Source organism: Pectobacterium atrosepticum (genome assembly GCF_000740965.1).
In the GTDB taxonomy this organism is placed as follows: domain Bacteria; phylum Pseudomonadota; class Gammaproteobacteria; order Enterobacterales; family Enterobacteriaceae; genus Pectobacterium; species Pectobacterium atrosepticum.
Genome location: NZ_CP009125.1, coordinates 316589 through 335079, shown reverse-complemented (window position 1 = coordinate 335079; position 18491 = coordinate 316589). Strand labels below are relative to the sequence as shown.

Genomic DNA, 18491 nt, shown 5'->3' with positions numbered 1-18491 from the left:
AGGAGCCAACCATGAAACAAAAACCCGAAGACTGGCTGAATGACGTCCCGGATAATCAAGAAGACGACGAAGATGATGAAATTATCTGGGTCAGTAAAAGCGAAATAAAGCGCGATGCCGAAGCGCTGAAAGATCTCGGTGCGGAACTGGTTGATCTGGGCAAAAATGCCCTGGAAAAGATCCCACTGGACGACGATCTGCGTGCGGCAGTGGAGCTAGCGCAGCGGATCACGAGAGAAGGCCGCCGCCGTCAGCTACAGCTGATTGGTAAGTTGTTGCGCGCCCGCGATCCAGAACCAATCCAAATCGCGCTGGATAAGCTGAACAACCGTCATAATCAGCAGGTGGCATTATTCCACAAACTGGAACAACTGCGCGACCGCCTGATTACCGAGGGAGACGATGTGATTCCAGAGATTCTGGCACTGTATTCACATGCCGACCGTCAGCAGCTGCGTTCTCTGGTGCGCAACGCGCAGAAAGAAAAAGCGGCTAACAAACCGCCGAAAGCCGCACGTCAGATCTTCCAATATCTGCGTGAGCTGGCTGAAACCACAAACTAACGGCGATAACGGGATGAGGAGTAATAATTCACTCATCCCGTGTATTACCTGTATCTCATTGCGTTCACGATCAATTCAGATCGCGACATCCATTCAGATCACAACCCGCCCACGTGCCAGGTTTTCACTTCCAGAAACTCGTCTAGCCCCAGTACAGAGCCTTCGCGGCCTAGCCCCGATTCTTTCACGCCGCCAAATGGCGCAAGCTCAGTCGAAACGGCACATTCGTTAATGCCAATCATGCCGCTCTCCAACGCTTCTGCCACGCGGAACACACGCTGCAAATTCTGGCTGTAGAAATAAGCCGCCAGACCAAACGGCGTATTGTTGGCGCGTTGAATCACCTCTTCTTCCGTTTTGAAACGAAAACACGGGGCAACCGGGCCAAAGGTTTCTTCCTGCGCAAGCAGCATCGCTTCGTTAGCGTCAACAATCACTGTCGGTTCAAAAAAGCTGTGGCCCAGCTTGTGTCGTTTACCGCCAACAAGCGCCTTGCCGCCTTTCTCCACCGCATCATTGACGTGTTTTTCCACCTTCTCGACAGCAGCCTCGTCAATCAGTGGGCCGAGCACGACACCGTCATCCATACCGTTGCCGACCTTCAGCTTTTTCACTTCTTCCGCAAGCAGGGAAACAAACTCATCATAGACGCCGTCCTGAATATAAAACCGATTGGCGCTGACGCAAACCTGACCTGCATTACGAAAGCGGTTAGCGATCGCGCCTTTCACCGCGGCCTGAATATCCGCATCATCAAACACGATATAAGGCGCGTTACCACCCAGTTCCATCGACACTTTCTTCATGGTGTCGGCGGCGTTGCGCACCAGCGTTTTCCCTACTGCCGTTGAGCCAGTAAAGGAGATTTTGCGTACTTTATCGCTCGCCATGACGGTATCGCTAATCGCCTGCGTATCGCCCGCGACACCGTTGAGTACACCATCCGGTACGCCCGCCTGTTGTGCCAGCGCCAACAGTGCAAATGCAGACAGCGGCGTGTTGTTCGCGGGTTTTATCACGCCGGTACACCCCGCCGCCAGCGCCGGTCCTAACTTACGCGTCAACATCGCCAGCGGGAAATTCCACGGCGTAATCGCAACAACGACGCCAACGGGTTCACGCGTGGCATAAATCTTCGAACCGGGCTTGGCGGGGGGAATAATTTCGCCGTTGACGCGTTTTCCCTGCTCAGCAAACCACTGAATGAAATTCGCCGCATAAACGACTTCGCCTTCGGCTTCCTGCACCGGTTTGCCCTGCTCGGCGGTCATCAACTCCGCCAGATAGCGTTTATTCTCCAGAATCAGCTCGTACCAGCGATACAGAATTTCAGAACGTTCCTTCGCGGTTTTACGCTTCCAGGCGGGGAATGCGGCATGGGCAGCGTCAATCGCCGCCTGCGTCTCTTTCTTTCCCGCTTTCGCTACACGGGCAATAGACTCACCCGTCGCCGGATTCACCACCTCGAAAGTGGCTGCGCCCTGCTGCCACTTCCCCGCAACGAAGTAGCCCGTTTTAAACAGTTCATGATCCTGTAAATGGTTTCCTGACATCGTGTTACCTCCTGAAAATGGTCATATTCCCTTACGTTCTGAGGGAAGCTATGGATAATTCAGTATAGAAGTGATGAACACGGCCTGCGCCACTCTCGGATTAATCGTTCGACTGGTCGCGCTGTCTCGTCCATTAACATTAGTTGCTCAGCGCATGCTGATAATCACGCAGGATCCCAGTCAATCGACCCACGGGCGCAGTCACGCTCGGGGGAAGCTGCTGTTCTGTCAGCATCTGCTGATAACGTTCAAGTTCATCCAACAGCTGCGCAAAATAGCGGCTGCGCGTAGCATCGCGTCGGGCTGAAATCACCTGCTCCGCCGTTGCACGAATCTGGCGATGAAAAGCAGACAGCGCAGCGTTTTGCGGAATATCCAGCGTTCTCAGACGTTGGTGCATGATGATCAGCCACAGGGCAAGGCGATACTTGGCAATGTCGTCAGGAAAGCGGTTCAGCAGCAGGAAAAGCTGTTGATACAGCGCAGGCAAGTGATTTTCCTTGCGCCGCGCTCTGTTGGTGGTCAGTGCCGAAACCGCACCATACACAAAGCGATTCAACAACGTTCTCCCCGTATGCGCCTTGGTGTTATCCCGGATCAGCATGATCACCATCAGCGCCAGAAAGCAGCCGATGATCTGGCCGATCGCGCTGTCCAAAAACTGGCTAACGTTGAATGTCATCGGGTTATCCAGCACCAGGATATTGATCGTACTGGCCAATGCACCCAGCGAGCCTAGCCGACGCTTTTGTACTTCAAGCCCGAGAAAGAAAGCCATCCCCCCCAGACTCAGACACAGCAGCAGCATACTTTGCTGCGTTGACGGCATGATAAACATGAACATCAGCGCACCCAGTGGCAGCGCATAGATCGTTCCAAAAAGAAAATCCTTCGCCATCATCTGTGGATTTGGCAAACGCATGGCAAGCGACGTCACCACCGCAATCATCACCATACACACGCTGCCAGACGTCCAGCCAGTGCTGAGCCAGAACAGGCAGCCTAGCGCCGTCGCCACACCGGTGCGTAAACCGTTAATCATGGCGTGATGAGTTTCCGCCGAGGGCGCTTTAATTTCTACATCACTGTTCAGCACGTCAGCTTCTATCGTGTTGAGGCGTCCGTTGGCCTGCACACCCTTCGCCAGCAGCAGATAGCGCGTCGCCGCGCCAACCCAATCGATCAACGTAGGCGGCACGTCACGGCTGTCAGCAGCGATCAGGTGACGCAATGCTTTCACACGGCAATGCACATCCCGCAATGACTCAACAGGCTGATCCAACACCATCTTCAGGCTACTTTTTACAGGGGTCGGGACATCCTGCAAAATCAGGTAAGTTTCACACACCTGAGTGATCATCATGAGCGATTGCGTATGCAACGACGTTAAGCGGCGATTGCTGTTCTGCCAGCGCGAGGACTCCAGCATCAGGCTACTGCGCATACCGCTGAGCGCGGTCGTTTTGCGCACCAACGCATGCCATGCCGCATCTATCGCTTCTTTCTCCGTCCCGCTCATGCTGAGTTGCAGTAACCGATACTGATCCACCAGCAGTTCACCGATGCTACGGTCAACATCCTGCTTGATCGATCGTGGTGAGAACAGCAAATCCGCCAGAATGGCGCAGACGATGCCCAGCACAATCTCGCTACAGCGCTCCACAGCGAACTGCGGCGTCAGCAGCGGCGTTCCCTGCGTAGAGACAATGATAATCAGCGCGGTATAACCCGCCAGCCCAAATATATAGGCGTTTTCGACTTTAACCAGCGAGGAAACCCAGGTACAGAGGCCGGCCCAAATACAGCACAGCATCAGCATTACCACAGGCGCACGAACGGTAGCGATAATGATGACAAGTGCACCAATACAGCCAATAAAAGTCCCAATAATACGTAACATACCACGATGGCGAATTGCACCGGAAAACGGCTCGCCACCTGCAGCAAATGCGGGGCCAGCAGCGACAATCGCCGCGGTGAGAACCGACCAGCGCGGGGTTTCCAGCTGTAGGTGGAAACCCAGAAACAGGGACAGCACAATCGCAAAGCTCAGTTTGAAAGCGAAGCGAAGGCGCGCAAACTTCGGTGTTGTAAAGAACAAGGATCCTGTTAATGACGAGGTTTTCATCATCGCCTCACTTAGCCAAACTCACGCAGGCGATAAAGAAGGCGGATAAGTGGCGAAGGCTTTTTGTCATTGTTGACCTGCTCGCCAGTAACCACCACAGTCGCCGTCGTGCCAGCTGGGTAGAGGTCGCCCATTTGCCGATCGAGGCGAATTTTTACCGGCACGCGCTGCGCTAAACGCACCCACTCCAGATTAGAATCTACGTTAGCCAGGCCTTTAGTATTCGCACTGTTGCTGCTGTTATTTATCCCAGCCGCCACGCTATCAACGGTGCCGTAAAATATCTTTTCGCTACCCAGCGGGGTGATTTCCGCACGATAGCCACGGCGAACGCCTTCGAGCTTGGTCTCTTCCATGTACGCCAGCAGGTAAAACGAATCCTTCTTCACCAGCGCGACCGCCGTATTACCGCGTTCAATGAACTCGCCGCTTTGCACATGCAGGTTGGTGACCCAGCCGTCAGCAGGCGCGCGTACCACGGTACGATCCAACTCCAATTTCGCCAGAGACATTACCGCCTGCGCTTTAGCAAGCTGGTGCGTTGCGGTTTCTAGCGCATTGTTGGACTGATCGATATTTTCCTGTGACATCGCACTGACGCCCAGCCGCGCACGACGTCCTGATTCCCGGCGTTTTTCCGTCACCAGCGCCTGATAGTAAGCAACATCGGCTTCCGCCTGCGCCACGGCCTGGTGGTAACGCGGCTGGTCGATGACAAACAGCACATCGCCTTTGTTCACCAACTGATTGTCCGTGACACGAACGTCGGTCAGCAACCCGCTGACGTCCGGCGCGATCGCCACCACATCCGCCGTAAATTTGGCATCTCGCGTCCAGGGCGATTCGGTATAAAACGCCCAGACACGAAAAATGGCCACAATCGCACACAGCACAATCACCAGCGTGATGACCACACGACTCAGTTTTTTGGTCAGCGCGGCCTGCTGCCTAAACAAGGTTAAAAAGAAACTTTTCACAGACGCCTCACAGACCGTAACGGAACAGTAAATAGAACAAGCAGCAGAACAGCGCGCTGTTAAACAGCGCAGGATGCCAAACGAAGTCATAGATACCCGTCGGTTGCAGCAGACGGTTCACAACAAAAAATAGGGTCAGCGACACCATCAAGACAAAAAATACGGGGGGAAATGACAGCCCGAACAGCACCATAACCGGGAGTGAACTCATCCTCTTTTCCTTTTTTCTAGTAGATAGCGGTAGCGAGCAAGTGTGCTACCGGATGGTCAATTATGTGGTGCAATAACGCAGCGTAGTGCTGACGTTCAGCATCGACAAAAGCGCTTCATCCCGCAGGCTGACGGCCAACGGATTGGATAGCGTTAAACTGATGAGTAGCGATGTCAGCAGGGACTGACTAACGATGGGGAATCAGCGTATTACTCTATACCCGTCATACTTCAAGCTGCATGTGCGTTAGCTGCGTTCACTCACCCGAATCACTTACCTGTGTAAGCTCATCGGGATGAAATGAGAGACATCCTGTCTCTCACCGAAGGCCAGCCGTTGGCTGGTCAAATTCGTTCCAGACGAATTTGTCCCTCGCTTGCCGCGTTATTCGGCCTGATGGCCTCACCCCTTCGGGGTCAGCGCAAGCTCTGTTCAAAAACACCTTGCCGTTTTTGTCCTGCAACTCGAATTATTTAGGCTATATATTGGATAAATAATTATTGGGGAGCCTTGAGCGGACAATGTTCCACTCGGTATCACCGGATAGGCTATATTATGGATGCTTATTATCACCTTATCTACATAGTGTGATCTAAATCACTTTTAAGCCAGAGTGAATAATGGAAAGACTAAAGAGTATGTCGGTGTTTGCCCGCGTGGTGGAATGTGGTTCTTTTACCGCCGCCGCACGCCAGTTGCAGATGAGCGTATCCGCCGTCAGCCAGACCGTCTCCAAGCTTGAAGATGAACTACAGATTAAGCTGCTGAACCGCAGTACGCGCAGTATTGGTCTGACGGAAGCGGGAAAAATTTACTATCACGGCTGCCGTAGAATGCTACATGAAGCTCATGAGGTACACGAACAGCTTTATGCCTTCAACAACACGCCGATCGGCACGCTACGCATTGGTAGTTCGTCTACCATGGCGCAGAATGTGTTATCCACCATGACTGCCGCGATGCTGAAGGAATATCCTGGTTTGTCCGTCAATCTGGTCACCGGCATTCCGGCTCCCGACCTGATCGCCGACGGACTGGATATCGTTATCCGCGTCGGTGCACTACAGGATTCCACCCTGTTTTCGAAACGTTTAGGCTCGATGCCGATGGTGGTCTGTGCCGCGAAAAGCTATCTGGCGCAGCACGGCACGCCGGATAAGCCAGCAGATATGGTGAATTTTTCCTGGCTGGAATACAGCGTGCGGCCCGACAGTGAATTCGAACTGATTGCACCGGAAGGCATTTCGACCCGCGTCACACCACAGGGGCGCTTTGTCACCAACGATCCGCAAACGCTGGTACGCTGGCTCAAGATCGGAGCGGGTATCGCGTATATTCCGCTCATGTGGATTGTGGACGAAATCAATCGTGGCGAAATCGAGATTCTATTCAACCGCTACCACTCCGATCCGCGCCCGGTCTACGCGCTTTACACCCGCAAAGACAACCTGCCGCTAAAAGTACAGGTCTGCATTAACTATATGACGGAATACTTCAAGAACGTCGCCCTTACATATCAAAGCTATCGGCAGGATCATGGCGAGGACAAAAAGTAGGTTTTGCAAAGAGAAAATGCGAAGCGTTTTCCTCTTTCATATAAAACGCATCCCCATCCCAGCATCTGTGCGTTATACCTCTCTCTTCGTTCAGGAGAGTAAAATCACATGGATAACGTACGAATAAATTCGTACAATACGGGTGAGGGGATGGGGTTCAAGAATGCCAAAAAGCAGCTTATCGTCTGTTTGCAGTCAGGTAATGTGCTGCATGAAGCCAGAGGGAATATCAGCACGAAGAATTTGCTGGCAATCGGACAAATATCAATAACATAACTCATTGATATTATTTATAAATCAACGGGGACATCCTACTCTTCTTCACCCCATCATTTTGCAGCACATGTTGATGTTCATATCATCCGTTGCCGCTATCGAGGAGTGCCGTGGTATATCAAGTGGTACTTTACCGAGCCGGATTGTGTCTTTATTAGCGTCCACCATTGAGGCGATGACATGAAAATTTTCAAAGTCGGCGATACACAGGCAACGCTCTGTAATACCTGCCAATCATATGAAACAGCGACGTTTCAACTTAAAGACGTCCCATTCAGTGATAACAGTGGCGTGGTGAGACAGGTTCTAGTGGGCGTTTGCGATCGCTGCGGGAATGTTGCCATCATCCCTCATCAGTCCACCCCCATGATTAAGAAAGCACTAGATGTGCAGCGTAAAGCACTGGAAAGTCGAGTCCCCGCGCACATGATAGACATCCTAAATCTGGCAAGCTGCGAATTAGGTGGGGAACCCGATTTTATTCCCACCCTGATGAAATACTATCTTCACACTCTGGCGGCTGACCACGCAGCGGCAAAAGATATCCCGCGTTTTCTACAAAGTGATTTGGCAAAAGGAAAATCCGAGAAGCGCCTTTCTCTTAAAGGCAGACATGTTGCGACAGACATTGACGTACTAAAAACCACGACAAACATCTCCAGCACAACAGACCTGTTAAAAGGCATTGTTCTCAAAATTAAGGAAGATGTTTTGGTACAGAGGGATGAGATACACATCAAGCAGCTCAAATCGATTATTGCTGCCGTGTCCTGATTTTGTGATCTGCTACATTGCGATCCACAACATAACAGCTCCCTAGAAAAAACCGCGCTGATAAAAGCGCGGTTTCAAAGGGGACTCTGGGTATCAGAACGAATTATGCGGTGCCGCCGACGGTCAGGCTTTCCAGCTTCAGCGTAGGCTGACCAACGCCGACTGGCAGGCTTTGGCCTTCTTTGCCACACACGCCAACGCCTTTATCCAGCGCCAGATCGTTTCCGACCATAGAGATCTGCTGCATCGCTTCAATGCCGGAACCAATCAGCGTCGCGCCTTTGACTGGCGTGGTGATACGACCCTTTTCGATCAGGTACGCTTCGGATGTCGAGAAGACGAACTTGCCAGAGGTGATATCAACCTGACCGCCACCAAAGTTTGGCGCATACAGACCGTATTCAACGCTGGAGATAATCTCTTCCGGCGTGGATTTCCCAGCCAACATGTAGGTGTTTGTCATACGCGGCATCGGCAGATGCGCATAAGACTCGCGGCGACCGTTGCCGGTCGGCGCTACGCCCATCAGACGAGCGTTCAGCTTGTCCTGCATATACCCTTTCAGAATGCCGTTTTCGATCAGGATATTGTATTGTCCCGGGACACCTTCGTCATCCATAGAGAGAGAACCACGACGTCCGGTCAGCGTACCGTCATCCACCACCGTACACAGTTCTGACGCGACAAGTTTGCCCATCTGTCCGCTGAACACTGACGTACCGCGACGGTTAAAATCACCTTCCAGACCGTGACCGACCGCTTCATGCAGCAGCACGCCCGGCCAGCCTGCGCCCAGCACCACAGGCATCGGCCCTGCGGGAGCAGCCACAGCAGACAGGTTAACCAGTGCCATACGTACCGCTTCTTTCGCCCACGCATCAACGCGAGGTTCGCCGTCCGTCACTTCCCAGAAATACTCATAGCCGCCACGTGTGCCGCCGCCGCTACCGCCGCGCTCACGTTTACCTTCCTCTTCGACCAGCACGCTGATCGACAGACGAACCAGAGGACGCACATCTGCCGCTAGCGTGCCGTCCGTCGCAGCCACCAACACCAGCTCATACACGCCGGTCAAGCTAGCTGACACTTCCTGCACCCGCGTATCGGCAGCACGTGCGACCGTATCAGCACGTTGCAACAGCGCAATCTTATCTTCACGCGTCAGGCTATCGAGTGGATTCAACGTTGGATAGAGCGCACGATGCGATACTTCACCCAGCGTGCGAACCGTACCGGTGCCCTGTTCCCGCACAATGCTGCGTGCTGCCTGCGCACTCTGGTGCAATGCATTCAGCGTGATCTGATCGGCATACGCAAATCCGGTTTTTTCACCGTCAATCGCACGGATACCAACACCTTGATCGATGTTATAGGAACCGTCTTTGATGATGCGATCTTCCAGCACCCAGGATTCATGGTAGCTGGATTGGAAATAGAGGTCGGCATAATCCAGTCGACGCTCATTAAGCGACCCCAGCACAGCGGCGAGATCGTCAAGATTCAATTTGTTGGCGGTGAGTAACTGCTCACTGACAAACGAAAGGCTCATAGTTTTTCACTCTTTATCAAATAATCGGCTGAGTACGCTGCGCTGCCCTAACGGCATTATTCGCCTTTCTTCTTGTTCGGCTCACGCAGCACTTCCTGAATCTTTGGCTGATCGAGGCTACCGGAAATCTGGTAGCGAATCAGCGAAATCTTGTTCCATAGCGGTGCCAGTACTTTACTGGCAGCAAACACCGCGGCACCCACAACCGGATTGACGGCAAATGCAGTCGCCACGCCCACTGTCGCAGAAATTTCCGGGGCGATAACCGCTTCCATATTGACCTGTCGCTTAGCGAGGTCGAGATCGCCTTTCATCGCGATGTCCGCCTCCAACCCGTCGATCAGCATATCATCAGTATGCAGCACGCCATCTTTAATCCATGCGGTACTGCTAATCGAGTCGAAATAGAATCCACGACCAAACGTATCACTAAAATCGAACCGCAGCTTACGCATCAGCGCATCGAAGCTCAATAAACGCAGTAATTGACCCGCTTGACCGGCACCGACTTCGGCAATTTCACCTTTGCCAATGCGCGTGTGCAATATTCCACTCAGGCTGGCAATATCCGGTGCCCAAGGCGTCCCGCGCCAATACAGATCGTAATCTACATCGAAAGAACCGGCCTTCAGCGGTGAATCTACACCAAACCAGTTAGCATTCTGTTCCAGACTATCTCCCGTCAGGCGGCCTTTTAGCGCAGTCCGCACGCCTTCTGCGTTTTCCTGCCAGGACCCGTTTACCGTCAGACGAGCCTTGCCTGTATCAATGATACCGTCCGTCAGCGTTAACTTTTCCTTTTCTGGCAACATCGTTCCCTGAATACGTCCCATATTCTGCCCGATAATCCAGCACTGGCGACAGTTAACCGCCAGCGACGGCCAGTCCTCAAAACTGATACTCGGGTCATTCAGCGGCGACTTTTTCTCCGCCAGCGCCACCGGGTTGGTCGCTTCGTTGCCTTTCCACTGAGGATTGTAGTAGAGATAATTGATGTCGCTGCGCCACATGCCGCGATTGGGTATCTCAACCTTTCCGTCAATTTCACGTCCTTTCGCCTGTACTTCGCTGCCGCCAAGCGTATTTTTTCGCGTAATTTCCAGATCGTGCCACTGCTGTCCTAACAGTTGTAGCTCAGGCGTTCGCAGCGTTATCGCTTCAGGAAAACGAAGATAACTATGTGCTTTTTTCCCTTCCGACGACGTCGAGGCTCGCAGCGATGGCAGAAGCCCCAGCCAACTTTCTGCATCCAGCGGCGGGAGATCGAGCACCAAAGCGGAATCTTCTGGTAATGCCGGTGCCGTTGCTGCCGCATTCTGCCAGCTTGCTCGCGACAGCATCACGGTGTCGCCTTTCAGCAACCATTGGCTATTGAAACGGTTATCTTTGCCCACTCGACCCTGCATAGTAAAACCATTCAGGTCACCGCTGGCTTTAACTTCCAGCGGCAGGTTCTCGCCAGCAGGCTTATTTAGCGGGTTAGGTAAGTGACTACTTACTTTATTTAAATCAGCTTGTACATCAACATCGTAGGTTGTTTTACCCGAGTGCGACAGGTTGACAGCAACCGTACTTTTCCAGTTAGCCGCGCCGGACAACGCTTTGCTTGCCGACGCCGGTAAACCGGGCAATAGCGCTGGCTGCCAGTCTCCCTGCAAGCCCACATTCACCAGAAAAGCCTTCGCTTGCTCTTCCGTCGTAAAATTGACCGCCATCGGCTGATTCAGCCAATTCGCCTGTAGCGTTTCACTGCGTAAATTACCGTTTTCATAGCGGAACTTACCCGTGAGATTATTAATCGTGGTATCCAGCGGTTTGATGTACAGGCTGTTATTATTCAGCGCGATATCGCCGCTAGCGCGGACATCGTCACCGACGAGCGGAATATCCAGATGCAGCGTGCCTTTCACCGGCCCGCCAATTTTCAGCTCATCCAGCGCGGTGCCCAGCGAGGATTTCAGCGGTGTCTGATGAAAATAGTTGCCCACTTCAGGCCCTGGACCGTCCAGTTCGCCATCAATAAGCAGCATCTCTTTTTCATAATCAGGAATGACCGCGCTAATATTTTTGCCTTCCACCTTACCCAGCCAGGTTTGCGGCGCAAACATCCACAGACCGTTATTGGCAAAATCCAGATTGATATCCAGCGGCGTTAGCGCAGGCCAGCCCGGCTGGAACTCAAAGGTGGCATCCTTAACCGGCACCCAGACTTCAAACTGGCCTTCGTTGTGGGTATACGGGAAATGCTGCGGATTACCGGCAAAGATCAGCGTCGCATTATCGACGCGGCCACCTTTCAGCGCACCGCTCAGATAGTCCACCAAATCAGTGCCCATAAACAGTTCAGGATAGTAGCGCCAGGCATCCGCCGCATCGGTCAGCCGGATCCCCGCCAGAATATCCAGTTTCGGTTCCTGTTTTACTGGCTGTTCGTAACGGAAATCACCGTTAGCCCATAGTGATTTCGCCTGTACATCCAGCCCATGGCTCCAGAGCGACAGGCCTTGCGCATCATTACGCCAGTCTATCGTACCGCTGGCCTGCTTGATTTCCAGCGGTGCGCGGAACATATCCACATAGGGCAGCGTACTCTGCTTTAACGCTACGCTGACCTGACCACGCTCGACGCTACCGCGAGCAGAACCGGAGAAGTGATCGACTCCCGGCAGCAATTTCCACTGCTTCCAGCTCACATCCTGCCAATTGGCATGAAAACGGCTTCTCTCTGGCTGTTGCAGAGGGATATCGACGGCAACGGAATTCAATGTACCCATCGGTTGCAGCTCATCCCAGCGCGCTTTCAAGGCTGGCGTTGTGCCGGACAACAAAGGAAGCAGCGTGCTCACACGCTCCAGCGCCAGATTACTAGCTCGAATGCGCAGCTCTTCCTGCCGATCGGGCCCCAGCATGTGTTCATTTTTCGGCAACCACAGGGCGGAAAGCCGACCTTTCGGCCAAGCGACGCCATCCGTTGCCAGATTCAACGTGGGAACATCCACCTGCCAGCCATTTTCCTGACGGCTGACATGTAACGTCATATCATCCACGTTCAGGCGATGCGCGTCACTTCCCTCACCCCAGCTTGCCGTCCCCTGATTAAGGCGTACATCACCACTGTGGATGCCACCATCACGGACATTGAGCCACGCCGCCAGACTAAAATCTGCGCTTTCCAGCCCAGTGTTGTTTTTCATCCAGCGGCTGAGCCACGGCTTCATATCAATATTGTCAGCTTGCAGGTAGAACGTACCGTTGCCAAGCAACCCCTGCTCATCGCGCAAATCCATGCGCATCTGCACCACACCGTGCTGGCCGTTAAAACTCGACAGGCTGATCAACCCTTCTGCGCGGTGACGTTTGTCGGAGTTCAGCCAGGTCAGTTGAGGAATACTCAGCTCCGCTCGGGAACCGGAAGGGGTAAGAAAGGTAATCTGGCTATCACGCAGATCAAAGTGGTCAAACTGGCGCAGGAAAAGATCGCTGACCTTTCCTGACTCCATCAGTTTGCTATCCTGCTGCTGCCCAGTAAATTGGCTATTAAGATCAAGCTTTAACTGATGAAATGTAAGATCGCGAAACTGCCAGCGCCCGTGCAGCAGCGACTGCCACACATCCAGCGCCAGCGTAATGCGATCAACCTGCCAGTCAGATTCCGGCAGAGACGTGCGAAATTTTTCAATTTCCAGCGTGGGGCCAAAGGACTCCCAGCGCCCTGTCATTGAGCCGATTTCTAACGGAACACCGGCAGCAGACTGCGCCCAGGCCACCAACTGTGGCCGGAAATGATCGAGCTGTGGCAGCACCAGTCTTAAGCCGCTGACTAACAGCGCAACCATCACGACAAGAGTGGCACCCGTGATGACTAATATTCCGGGCAGTCGCCTCACTAATTTCTCCTTCTTTCGTCGCCGACGACGAGCGCACGAATTTACATCATTACGACGTCAAACTGCTCCTGGCTATACAGGGGTTCGATTTGTACTTTGACCTGCTTGCCGACGAAAATTTCAACCTCAGCTAACGCGTGCGACTCTTCACTTCTCAGCGCTTCCCCGACAGCCGGTGAGGCATAGACTAGGAAACGGTCGGTGTCATAAGCGTGGTGGACGCGCACGATTTCACGCATGATTTCATAGCAGACGCTTTCTACCGTCTTCACAGTGCCACGACCATGACATGTCGGGCATTCATGACACAACACGTGTTCGATACTCTCACGCGTGCGTTTGCGCGTCATCTCGACTAATCCTAGTTGAGAGAAGCCGTTAATACTGGTTTTGACTCGATCTTTACTCAGCGCCTGCTCCAGTGAATGCAGCACCCGCCGACGGTGATCTTCGTTATTCATATCGATGAAATCGATAATGATGATGCCACCGAGGTTACGCAGACGCAGCTGTCGCGCAATAGCCTGCGTCGCTTCCGTATTGGTATTGAAAATGGTTTCATCCAGATTGCGGTGGCCGACAAATGCTCCCGTGTTGATGTCAACGGTCGTCATGGCTTCTGTCTGATCGATGATCAAATAGCCACCGGACTTCAGTTCAACCTTTCTGTCCAGTGAACGCTGGATCTCATTTTCCACATCAAACAGGTCAAAAATCGGCTGCTTACCCGCATAGTGTTCGAGTTTGCGCGTCATCTCTGGGATATATTCGGAGGTAAATTCCAGCAGCGCTTCATACGTCAGGCGGGAGTCAATCCGAATACGATCCAGCGCAGCGCCGGCAAAATCACGTAAGATTCGCTGTGCGAGCGCCACTTCACCGTAGAGCTTACATTTGCTCTGGTTACGCTTTTTGCGCTCCATCACCTTGCCCCACAGGCGCTTCAGGAAGGCCGCATCCTGCGAGAGTTCTTCTTCACCGATCCCTTCCGCTGCGGTACGAATGATAAAACCACCGTCATCATCGCAATAGTCAGCGACCGTTTTCTTTAAGCGATCGCGTTCCACTTCACTCTCAATGCGCTGTGAAACACCAACGTGCGATGCTCCAGGCATGAACACCAGATAGCGCGACGGCAGTGTGATGTCGGTAGTCAGACGCGCGCCTTTGGTTCCCAGCGGATCTTTGACCACCTGAACCATAAGGTCCTGTCCCTGACGCACCAGCTCGGCGATATCACGGACGTGAAAATTCTTTTGTTCGTCACCGGCAACGCATTCGGTGTGCGGCATAATATCGGATGCGTGCAGGAACGCGGCTTTATCTAAGCCGATATCCACAAACGCCGCCTGCATGCCCGGCAGGACGCGGCTCACGCGGCCTTTATAAATGTTGCCGACAATACCGCGTTTCGCATCACGCTCAATGTGAATTTCTTGCAGAATCCCGCCGTCGATATAGGCAACGCGCGTTTCTGACGGTGTAACGTTTACCAGTAACTCAGCAGTCATGTTTTCCTCTTGCACTCCGCAATGCAGCAAAATTACTGAATAGCTCATCGGTTTCTACCAGAGGCAGCCCAACGACCGCGTAATAGCTCCCGTTAAGTGACCGGACAAAGCATCCACCTTTGCCCTGAATACCGTAAGCGCCCGCTTTATCCATCGGTTCACCGCTGGCGATATACCGTTCGATATCCTGCTGCGAAAGCGGGCGAAAGACGACATCGGTTATTACCAGACAGCTCAATATATCGTCTTTATCTGCCAGCGCGACGGCGGTCATCACCTGATGTTGTTTTCCTGATAACTGGCCCAGCATCTCTGCCGCATGAGTTTCGTCCTGCGGTTTTTCCAATACCTGACCGTTCAGCACCACGATGGTATCCGCACCCAGAACCGGTAAATCGGACGGTGCAGCCGCGACACCCGCGGTCGCTTTTTCATGCGCCAGACGCCGGACGTAAACCTCCGCAGCTTCCTCTGGTAAACGTTGTTCTTCCACCGCGACATTCAGCACAGAAAAAGGAATATCGAGCTGCGTGAGCAGTTCGCGACGGCGGGGAGAAGCGGAGGCCAGATAAAGCTGGGTCATGAATTACCTTATTGCACAGTAAACTGACGACGAATTTTACGCATCAGCAGGAACAACCACGGCCAGAGTACGCCATCAACGACGCTATTCCAGAATGTTTCCGGCCGGAAAGAGACATTAATAACTAAAAATTCTGCCCAGAACACCGTGAGATCCATCAGCAGCGACAAGAGCATGACGATTAATGCCTGCTGCCATAACGCCATATTCCGGAACAGCTGGAATTTAAAGGCGACCAGATAAGCAACAATGCTAAGTGCCAGCGCCCGTACTCCCAGTGTAGACCCAAGAATCAGGTCCATAATCAGGCCCAACACAAATCCGGTACCGACATTCACTCGATGTGGCAAGGCCATCACCCAGTAAATCAGAAACAGCGTCAGCCAGGAGGGGCGGAACATGTAGATTTCATCCGGCCACGGCATAATCTGTAAGACCATGGCGATCAGAAAAGAAAGCCAGATAATCCAGTTGCCATGCCTGCGATAACGGTTCATTGGCGGCCTCTCTGCGGCTCAACGGCGGGCGTAGCGACATCAGGTGGAAGCGGCGGCCCCATTTCGTCAGGTGAAGGTAACACCTGCGGCATCATCTGCATCAGGCGCTCATTGGCAACCCGATGCACTTCCGCTGGCGGCAGCGACGTATTGGCGTTATTTTCCACGCCCCACAGCAACAATAGATAGCGTAGGCGCTGTAGTCCTGCCGTCGGGCGTGCCTGAATAATCGTATAGGCACGCTGCGTATCTGCTTTGACCGATGACACTACACCGACCGGATACCCTTCGGGGAAACGTCCACCGAGACCCGATGTGACTAGCACGTCACCCACTCGGATGTCTGTATTGTTAGGAAGGTGCTCTAGTTGCAGATCGTCGGTGCAGCCATTACCGGCGGCAATCACGCGGATATCATTGCGTAGCACCTGAATCGGCAACGCGTGGGAAACATCACAAATCAACAAAACTCGGCTGGTAAACTGGCCAACCGCCACAACCTGACCGACCACGCCTTTATCGCTGATGACCGGCTGCCCTTCATACACGCCGTTCGCCTGGCCTTTATCAATCACAACCTGATCGCTATAAGGGTCAGTTCCGGCGGACATCACCTGTGTCACCATCTTCTGCTCATCCTGACGCAGCGGCGAGCCCAGTAGTTCACGTAACCGCGCATTTTCCTGCTTAAGCTGGCCCAGCAGCAAAAGGTCACTGTTTTTCATCAACAGTTCCTGACGCAGTGCGGTGTTTTCAAGACCTAATTGCTCACGGGTTGCCAGTGATGCAGACATATTGTCCAGAGCCTGACGGGGCCCATTCGCCAGAAAATAGAATGGGCTGACAGTGGTATCCATGTACGTTCTGATTTTGACGAACGAACCGAGCCGACTGTCCGCAACAATCACGACAATCGCGGTAACGACAGCAAGAAAAAGTCGTAATTGCAGGGAAGGCCCCCTGCTAAAAAGCGGCTTCATAGAATTTGCGTATTCCTCGACAGCAACCTCAAATCGCCTTTGGCGATTTTTAACGTCACAAAGCAGCACCCCGTAGGGTGAGTTTCATTGAGCAGGCAAATAAAAAAGGGGTAACCACGAGAGATGAAAAACGCAGGCGTTCATCCATCCGGTCCCCCCTTTTCCAGACAGGATTACTCCTCGCTGAACAAATCGCCACCGTGCATGTCGATCATTTCCAGCGCCTTGCCACCACCACGGGCAACACAGGTCAGCGGATCTTCAGCTACCACAACCGGAATACCGGTTTCTTCCATCAGCAAACGATCCAGGTTACGCAGCAGCGCACCGCCGCCAGTTAACACCATACCGCGCTCGGAAATATCGGAGGCCAGTTCCGGTGGGCACTGTTCCAACGCTGCCATCACCGCGCTGACGATACCCGTCAACGGCTCTTGCAGCGCTTCCAGAATTTCGTTGGAGTTCAGTGTGAACCCACGCGGTACACCTTCAGCAAGGTTACGGCCGCGCACTTCAATCTCAAGCACTTCGTCGCCCGGATAAGCAGAACCGATTTCATGCTTGATACGTTCTGCCGTCGCTTCACCGATCAGTGAACCATAGTTACGACGAACGTAGTTAATGATCGCTTCGTCGAAGCGGTCACCGCCAATACGTACAGAAGAGGAGTACACCACGCCGTTCAGCGAGATCACCGCAACTTCCGTGGTACCACCACCGATATCCACAACCATAGAACCGGTTGCTTCGGATACGGGCATGCCAGCACCGATCGCTGCCGCCATTGGCTCTTCGATCAGGAACACTTCACGGGCACCTGCACCTAGCGCAGATTCGCGAATGGCACGACGCTCAACCTGCGTGGCTCCTACAGGAACACACACCAGCACGCGCGGGCTAGGACGCATAAAGCTGTCGCTATGCACTTGCTTGATGAAGTGCTGCAGCATTTTTTCCGTCACCTGGAAATCTGCAATCACACCATCTTTCATCGGGCGAATCGCCACAATATTCCCAGGCGTTCTGCCCAGCATTTGCTTAGCGTCATGACCTACCGCCGCAACGCTTTTTTGGGAACCGGCACGATCCTGACGGATCGCAACCACAGAGGGTTCATTCAGTATGATGCCCTGCCCTTTAACATAAATCAGGGTATTGGCGGTACCCAGGTCGATGGACAAGTCGTTGGAAAACATGCCACGAAATTTCTTAAACATAACTAAAGGATAATCCTGCAAGCTGGGGGCGAAAAATAAATCCGCCTACTTTACCAACCACACGAAGCAGCGACAAGGCACGAAAAGGCTCTGCTTCGGTGAAAAATAAGTCTGTGTTGCGCACGTCGGCGTCAGGGAGAAGGCACAGAATGCCTTCTCCTCAGGCGGCAAGGCATCTTACCACTGTCCACCCGACAGAATTGCGCTAACACAGGACATAAAATCTAAC

Annotated in this window: 15 protein-coding genes; 4 read left to right on the top strand and 11 right to left on the bottom strand. The window is 53.0% G+C overall.

Annotated features, from left to right (window positions below; genetic code table 11):
• Positions 1–11 precede the first annotated feature (11 nt).
• Positions 12–563 carry a ribosome biogenesis factor YjgA gene (yjgA, locus tag GZ59_RS01510; protein WP_011091915.1) on the top strand — a complete coding sequence of 184 codons (552 nt, stop codon included), beginning with the start codon at positions 12–14 and terminating at the stop codon, positions 561–563.
• A 98-nt stretch (positions 564–661) separates the two neighbouring features.
• Here the strand turns inward: yjgA and GZ59_RS01505 are convergent, their stop codons facing one another.
• From GZ59_RS01505 to aaeX, 4 genes are all read right to left on the bottom strand, one after another.
• On the bottom strand, positions 662–2116 hold the full coding sequence (locus GZ59_RS01505) for an NAD-dependent succinate-semialdehyde dehydrogenase (RefSeq protein ID WP_011091914.1): 1455 nt from the start codon (positions 2114–2116) through the stop codon (positions 662–664).
• A 139-nt stretch (positions 2117–2255) separates the two neighbouring features.
• Complete coding sequence (aaeB, locus tag GZ59_RS01500; RefSeq protein WP_039289593.1) at positions 2256–4244, bottom strand: p-hydroxybenzoic acid efflux pump subunit AaeB; 1989 nt, start codon at positions 4242–4244, stop codon at positions 2256–2258.
• An 11-nt stretch (positions 4245–4255) separates the two neighbouring features.
• The gene (aaeA, locus tag GZ59_RS01495) at positions 4256–5221 is read right to left on the bottom strand and encodes a p-hydroxybenzoic acid efflux pump subunit AaeA (protein ID WP_011091912.1); all 966 of its coding nucleotides are present in this window, start codon (positions 5219–5221) and stop codon (positions 4256–4258) included.
• A 7-nt stretch (positions 5222–5228) separates the two neighbouring features.
• Entirely contained in the window at positions 5229–5432 is a 204-nt protein-coding gene (gene aaeX, locus GZ59_RS01490) for a p-hydroxybenzoic acid efflux pump operon protein AaeX (RefSeq protein WP_011091911.1), read from the bottom strand.
• A gap of 620 nt (positions 5433–6052) precedes the next feature.
• Between aaeX and aaeR the strand changes: the two genes are divergently transcribed.
• From aaeR to GZ59_RS01475, 3 genes are all read left to right on the top strand, one after another.
• Positions 6053–6988 (top strand): HTH-type transcriptional activator AaeR, encoded by a 936-nt coding sequence (aaeR, locus tag GZ59_RS01485; protein ID WP_039289590.1) that lies wholly within the window; start codon positions 6053–6055, stop codon positions 6986–6988.
• A gap of 108 nt (positions 6989–7096) precedes the next feature.
• Complete coding sequence (locus GZ59_RS23775; protein ID WP_226302334.1) at positions 7097–7264, top strand: hypothetical protein; 168 nt, start codon at positions 7097–7099, stop codon at positions 7262–7264.
• Positions 7265–7444: 180 nt separating this feature from the next.
• The gene (locus GZ59_RS01475) at positions 7445–8038 is read left to right on the top strand and encodes a hypothetical protein (RefSeq protein ID WP_039289587.1); all 594 of its coding nucleotides are present in this window, start codon (positions 7445–7447) and stop codon (positions 8036–8038) included.
• A 103-nt stretch (positions 8039–8141) separates the two neighbouring features.
• On the opposite strand, the gene tldD is transcribed toward GZ59_RS01475, so the two are convergent.
• From tldD to mreB, 7 genes are all read right to left on the bottom strand, one after another.
• Positions 8142–9587: a metalloprotease TldD gene (gene tldD, locus GZ59_RS01470; RefSeq protein WP_039289584.1), complete on the bottom strand. Its 1446-nt coding sequence runs from the start codon at positions 9585–9587 to the stop codon at positions 8142–8144.
• Between the two features lie 56 nt (positions 9588–9643).
• Complete coding sequence (gene yhdP / locus GZ59_RS01465) at positions 9644–13474, bottom strand: AsmA2 domain-containing protein YhdP (protein WP_039289582.1); 3831 nt, start codon at positions 13472–13474, stop codon at positions 9644–9646.
• 41 nt (positions 13475–13515) lie between these two features.
• Positions 13516–14985 carry a ribonuclease G gene (gene rng, locus GZ59_RS01460; RefSeq protein WP_039289579.1) on the bottom strand — a complete coding sequence of 490 codons (1470 nt, stop codon included), beginning with the start codon at positions 14983–14985 and terminating at the stop codon, positions 13516–13518.
• Positions 14975–15568 carry a Maf family protein gene (locus GZ59_RS01455; RefSeq protein ID WP_039289576.1) on the bottom strand — a complete coding sequence of 198 codons (594 nt, stop codon included), beginning with the start codon at positions 15566–15568 and terminating at the stop codon, positions 14975–14977. The genes rng and GZ59_RS01455 overlap by 11 nt, the downstream gene beginning before the upstream one ends.
• 8 nt (positions 15569–15576) lie before the next feature.
• Positions 15577–16065 (bottom strand): rod shape-determining protein MreD, encoded by a 489-nt coding sequence (gene mreD / locus GZ59_RS01450; protein WP_011091903.1) that lies wholly within the window; start codon positions 16063–16065, stop codon positions 15577–15579.
• The gene (gene mreC, locus GZ59_RS01445) at positions 16062–17045 is read right to left on the bottom strand and encodes a rod shape-determining protein MreC (RefSeq protein ID WP_011091902.1); all 984 of its coding nucleotides are present in this window, start codon (positions 17043–17045) and stop codon (positions 16062–16064) included. The genes mreD and mreC overlap by 4 nt, the downstream gene beginning before the upstream one ends.
• 173 nt (positions 17046–17218) lie before the next feature.
• Positions 17219–18262, bottom strand: a complete 1044-nt coding sequence (gene mreB, locus GZ59_RS01440) for a rod shape-determining protein MreB (RefSeq protein WP_010300322.1) — start codon at positions 18260–18262, stop codon at positions 17219–17221.
• Positions 18263–18491: the final 229 nt, after the last annotated feature.

What these genes read in the sequence shown, in the direction of transcription:
- yjgA (WP_011091915.1), top strand. Translation starts at nt 12, where the DNA reads ATGAAACAAAAACCCGAAGACTGGCTGAATGACGTCCCGGATAATCAA.
- GZ59_RS01505 (WP_011091914.1), bottom strand. Translation starts at nt 2,116, where the DNA reads ATGTCAGGAAACCATTTACAGGATCATGAACTGTTTAAAACGGGCTAC.
- aaeB (WP_039289593.1), bottom strand. Translation starts at nt 4,244, where the DNA reads ATGAAAACCTCGTCATTAACAGGATCCTTGTTCTTTACAACACCGAAG.
- aaeX (WP_011091911.1), bottom strand. Translation starts at nt 5,432, where the DNA reads ATGAGTTCACTCCCGGTTATGGTGCTGTTCGGGCTGTCATTTCCCCCC.
- aaeR (WP_039289590.1), top strand. Translation starts at nt 6,053, where the DNA reads ATGGAAAGACTAAAGAGTATGTCGGTGTTTGCCCGCGTGGTGGAATGT.
- GZ59_RS23775 (WP_226302334.1), top strand. Translation starts at nt 7,097, where the DNA reads ATGGATAACGTACGAATAAATTCGTACAATACGGGTGAGGGGATGGGG.
- GZ59_RS01475 (WP_039289587.1), top strand. Translation starts at nt 7,445, where the DNA reads ATGAAAATTTTCAAAGTCGGCGATACACAGGCAACGCTCTGTAATACC.
- tldD (WP_039289584.1), bottom strand. Translation starts at nt 9,587, where the DNA reads ATGAGCCTTTCGTTTGTCAGTGAGCAGTTACTCACCGCCAACAAATTG.
- rng (WP_039289579.1), bottom strand. Translation starts at nt 14,985, where the DNA reads ATGACTGCTGAGTTACTGGTAAACGTTACACCGTCAGAAACGCGCGTT.
- GZ59_RS01455 (WP_039289576.1), bottom strand. Translation starts at nt 15,568, where the DNA reads ATGACCCAGCTTTATCTGGCCTCCGCTTCTCCCCGCCGTCGCGAACTG.
- mreD (WP_011091903.1), bottom strand. Translation starts at nt 16,065, where the DNA reads ATGAACCGTTATCGCAGGCATGGCAACTGGATTATCTGGCTTTCTTTT.
- mreC (WP_011091902.1), bottom strand. Translation starts at nt 17,045, where the DNA reads ATGAAGCCGCTTTTTAGCAGGGGGCCTTCCCTGCAATTACGACTTTTT.
- mreB (WP_010300322.1), bottom strand. Translation starts at nt 18,262, where the DNA reads ATGTTTAAGAAATTTCGTGGCATGTTTTCCAACGACTTGTCCATCGAC.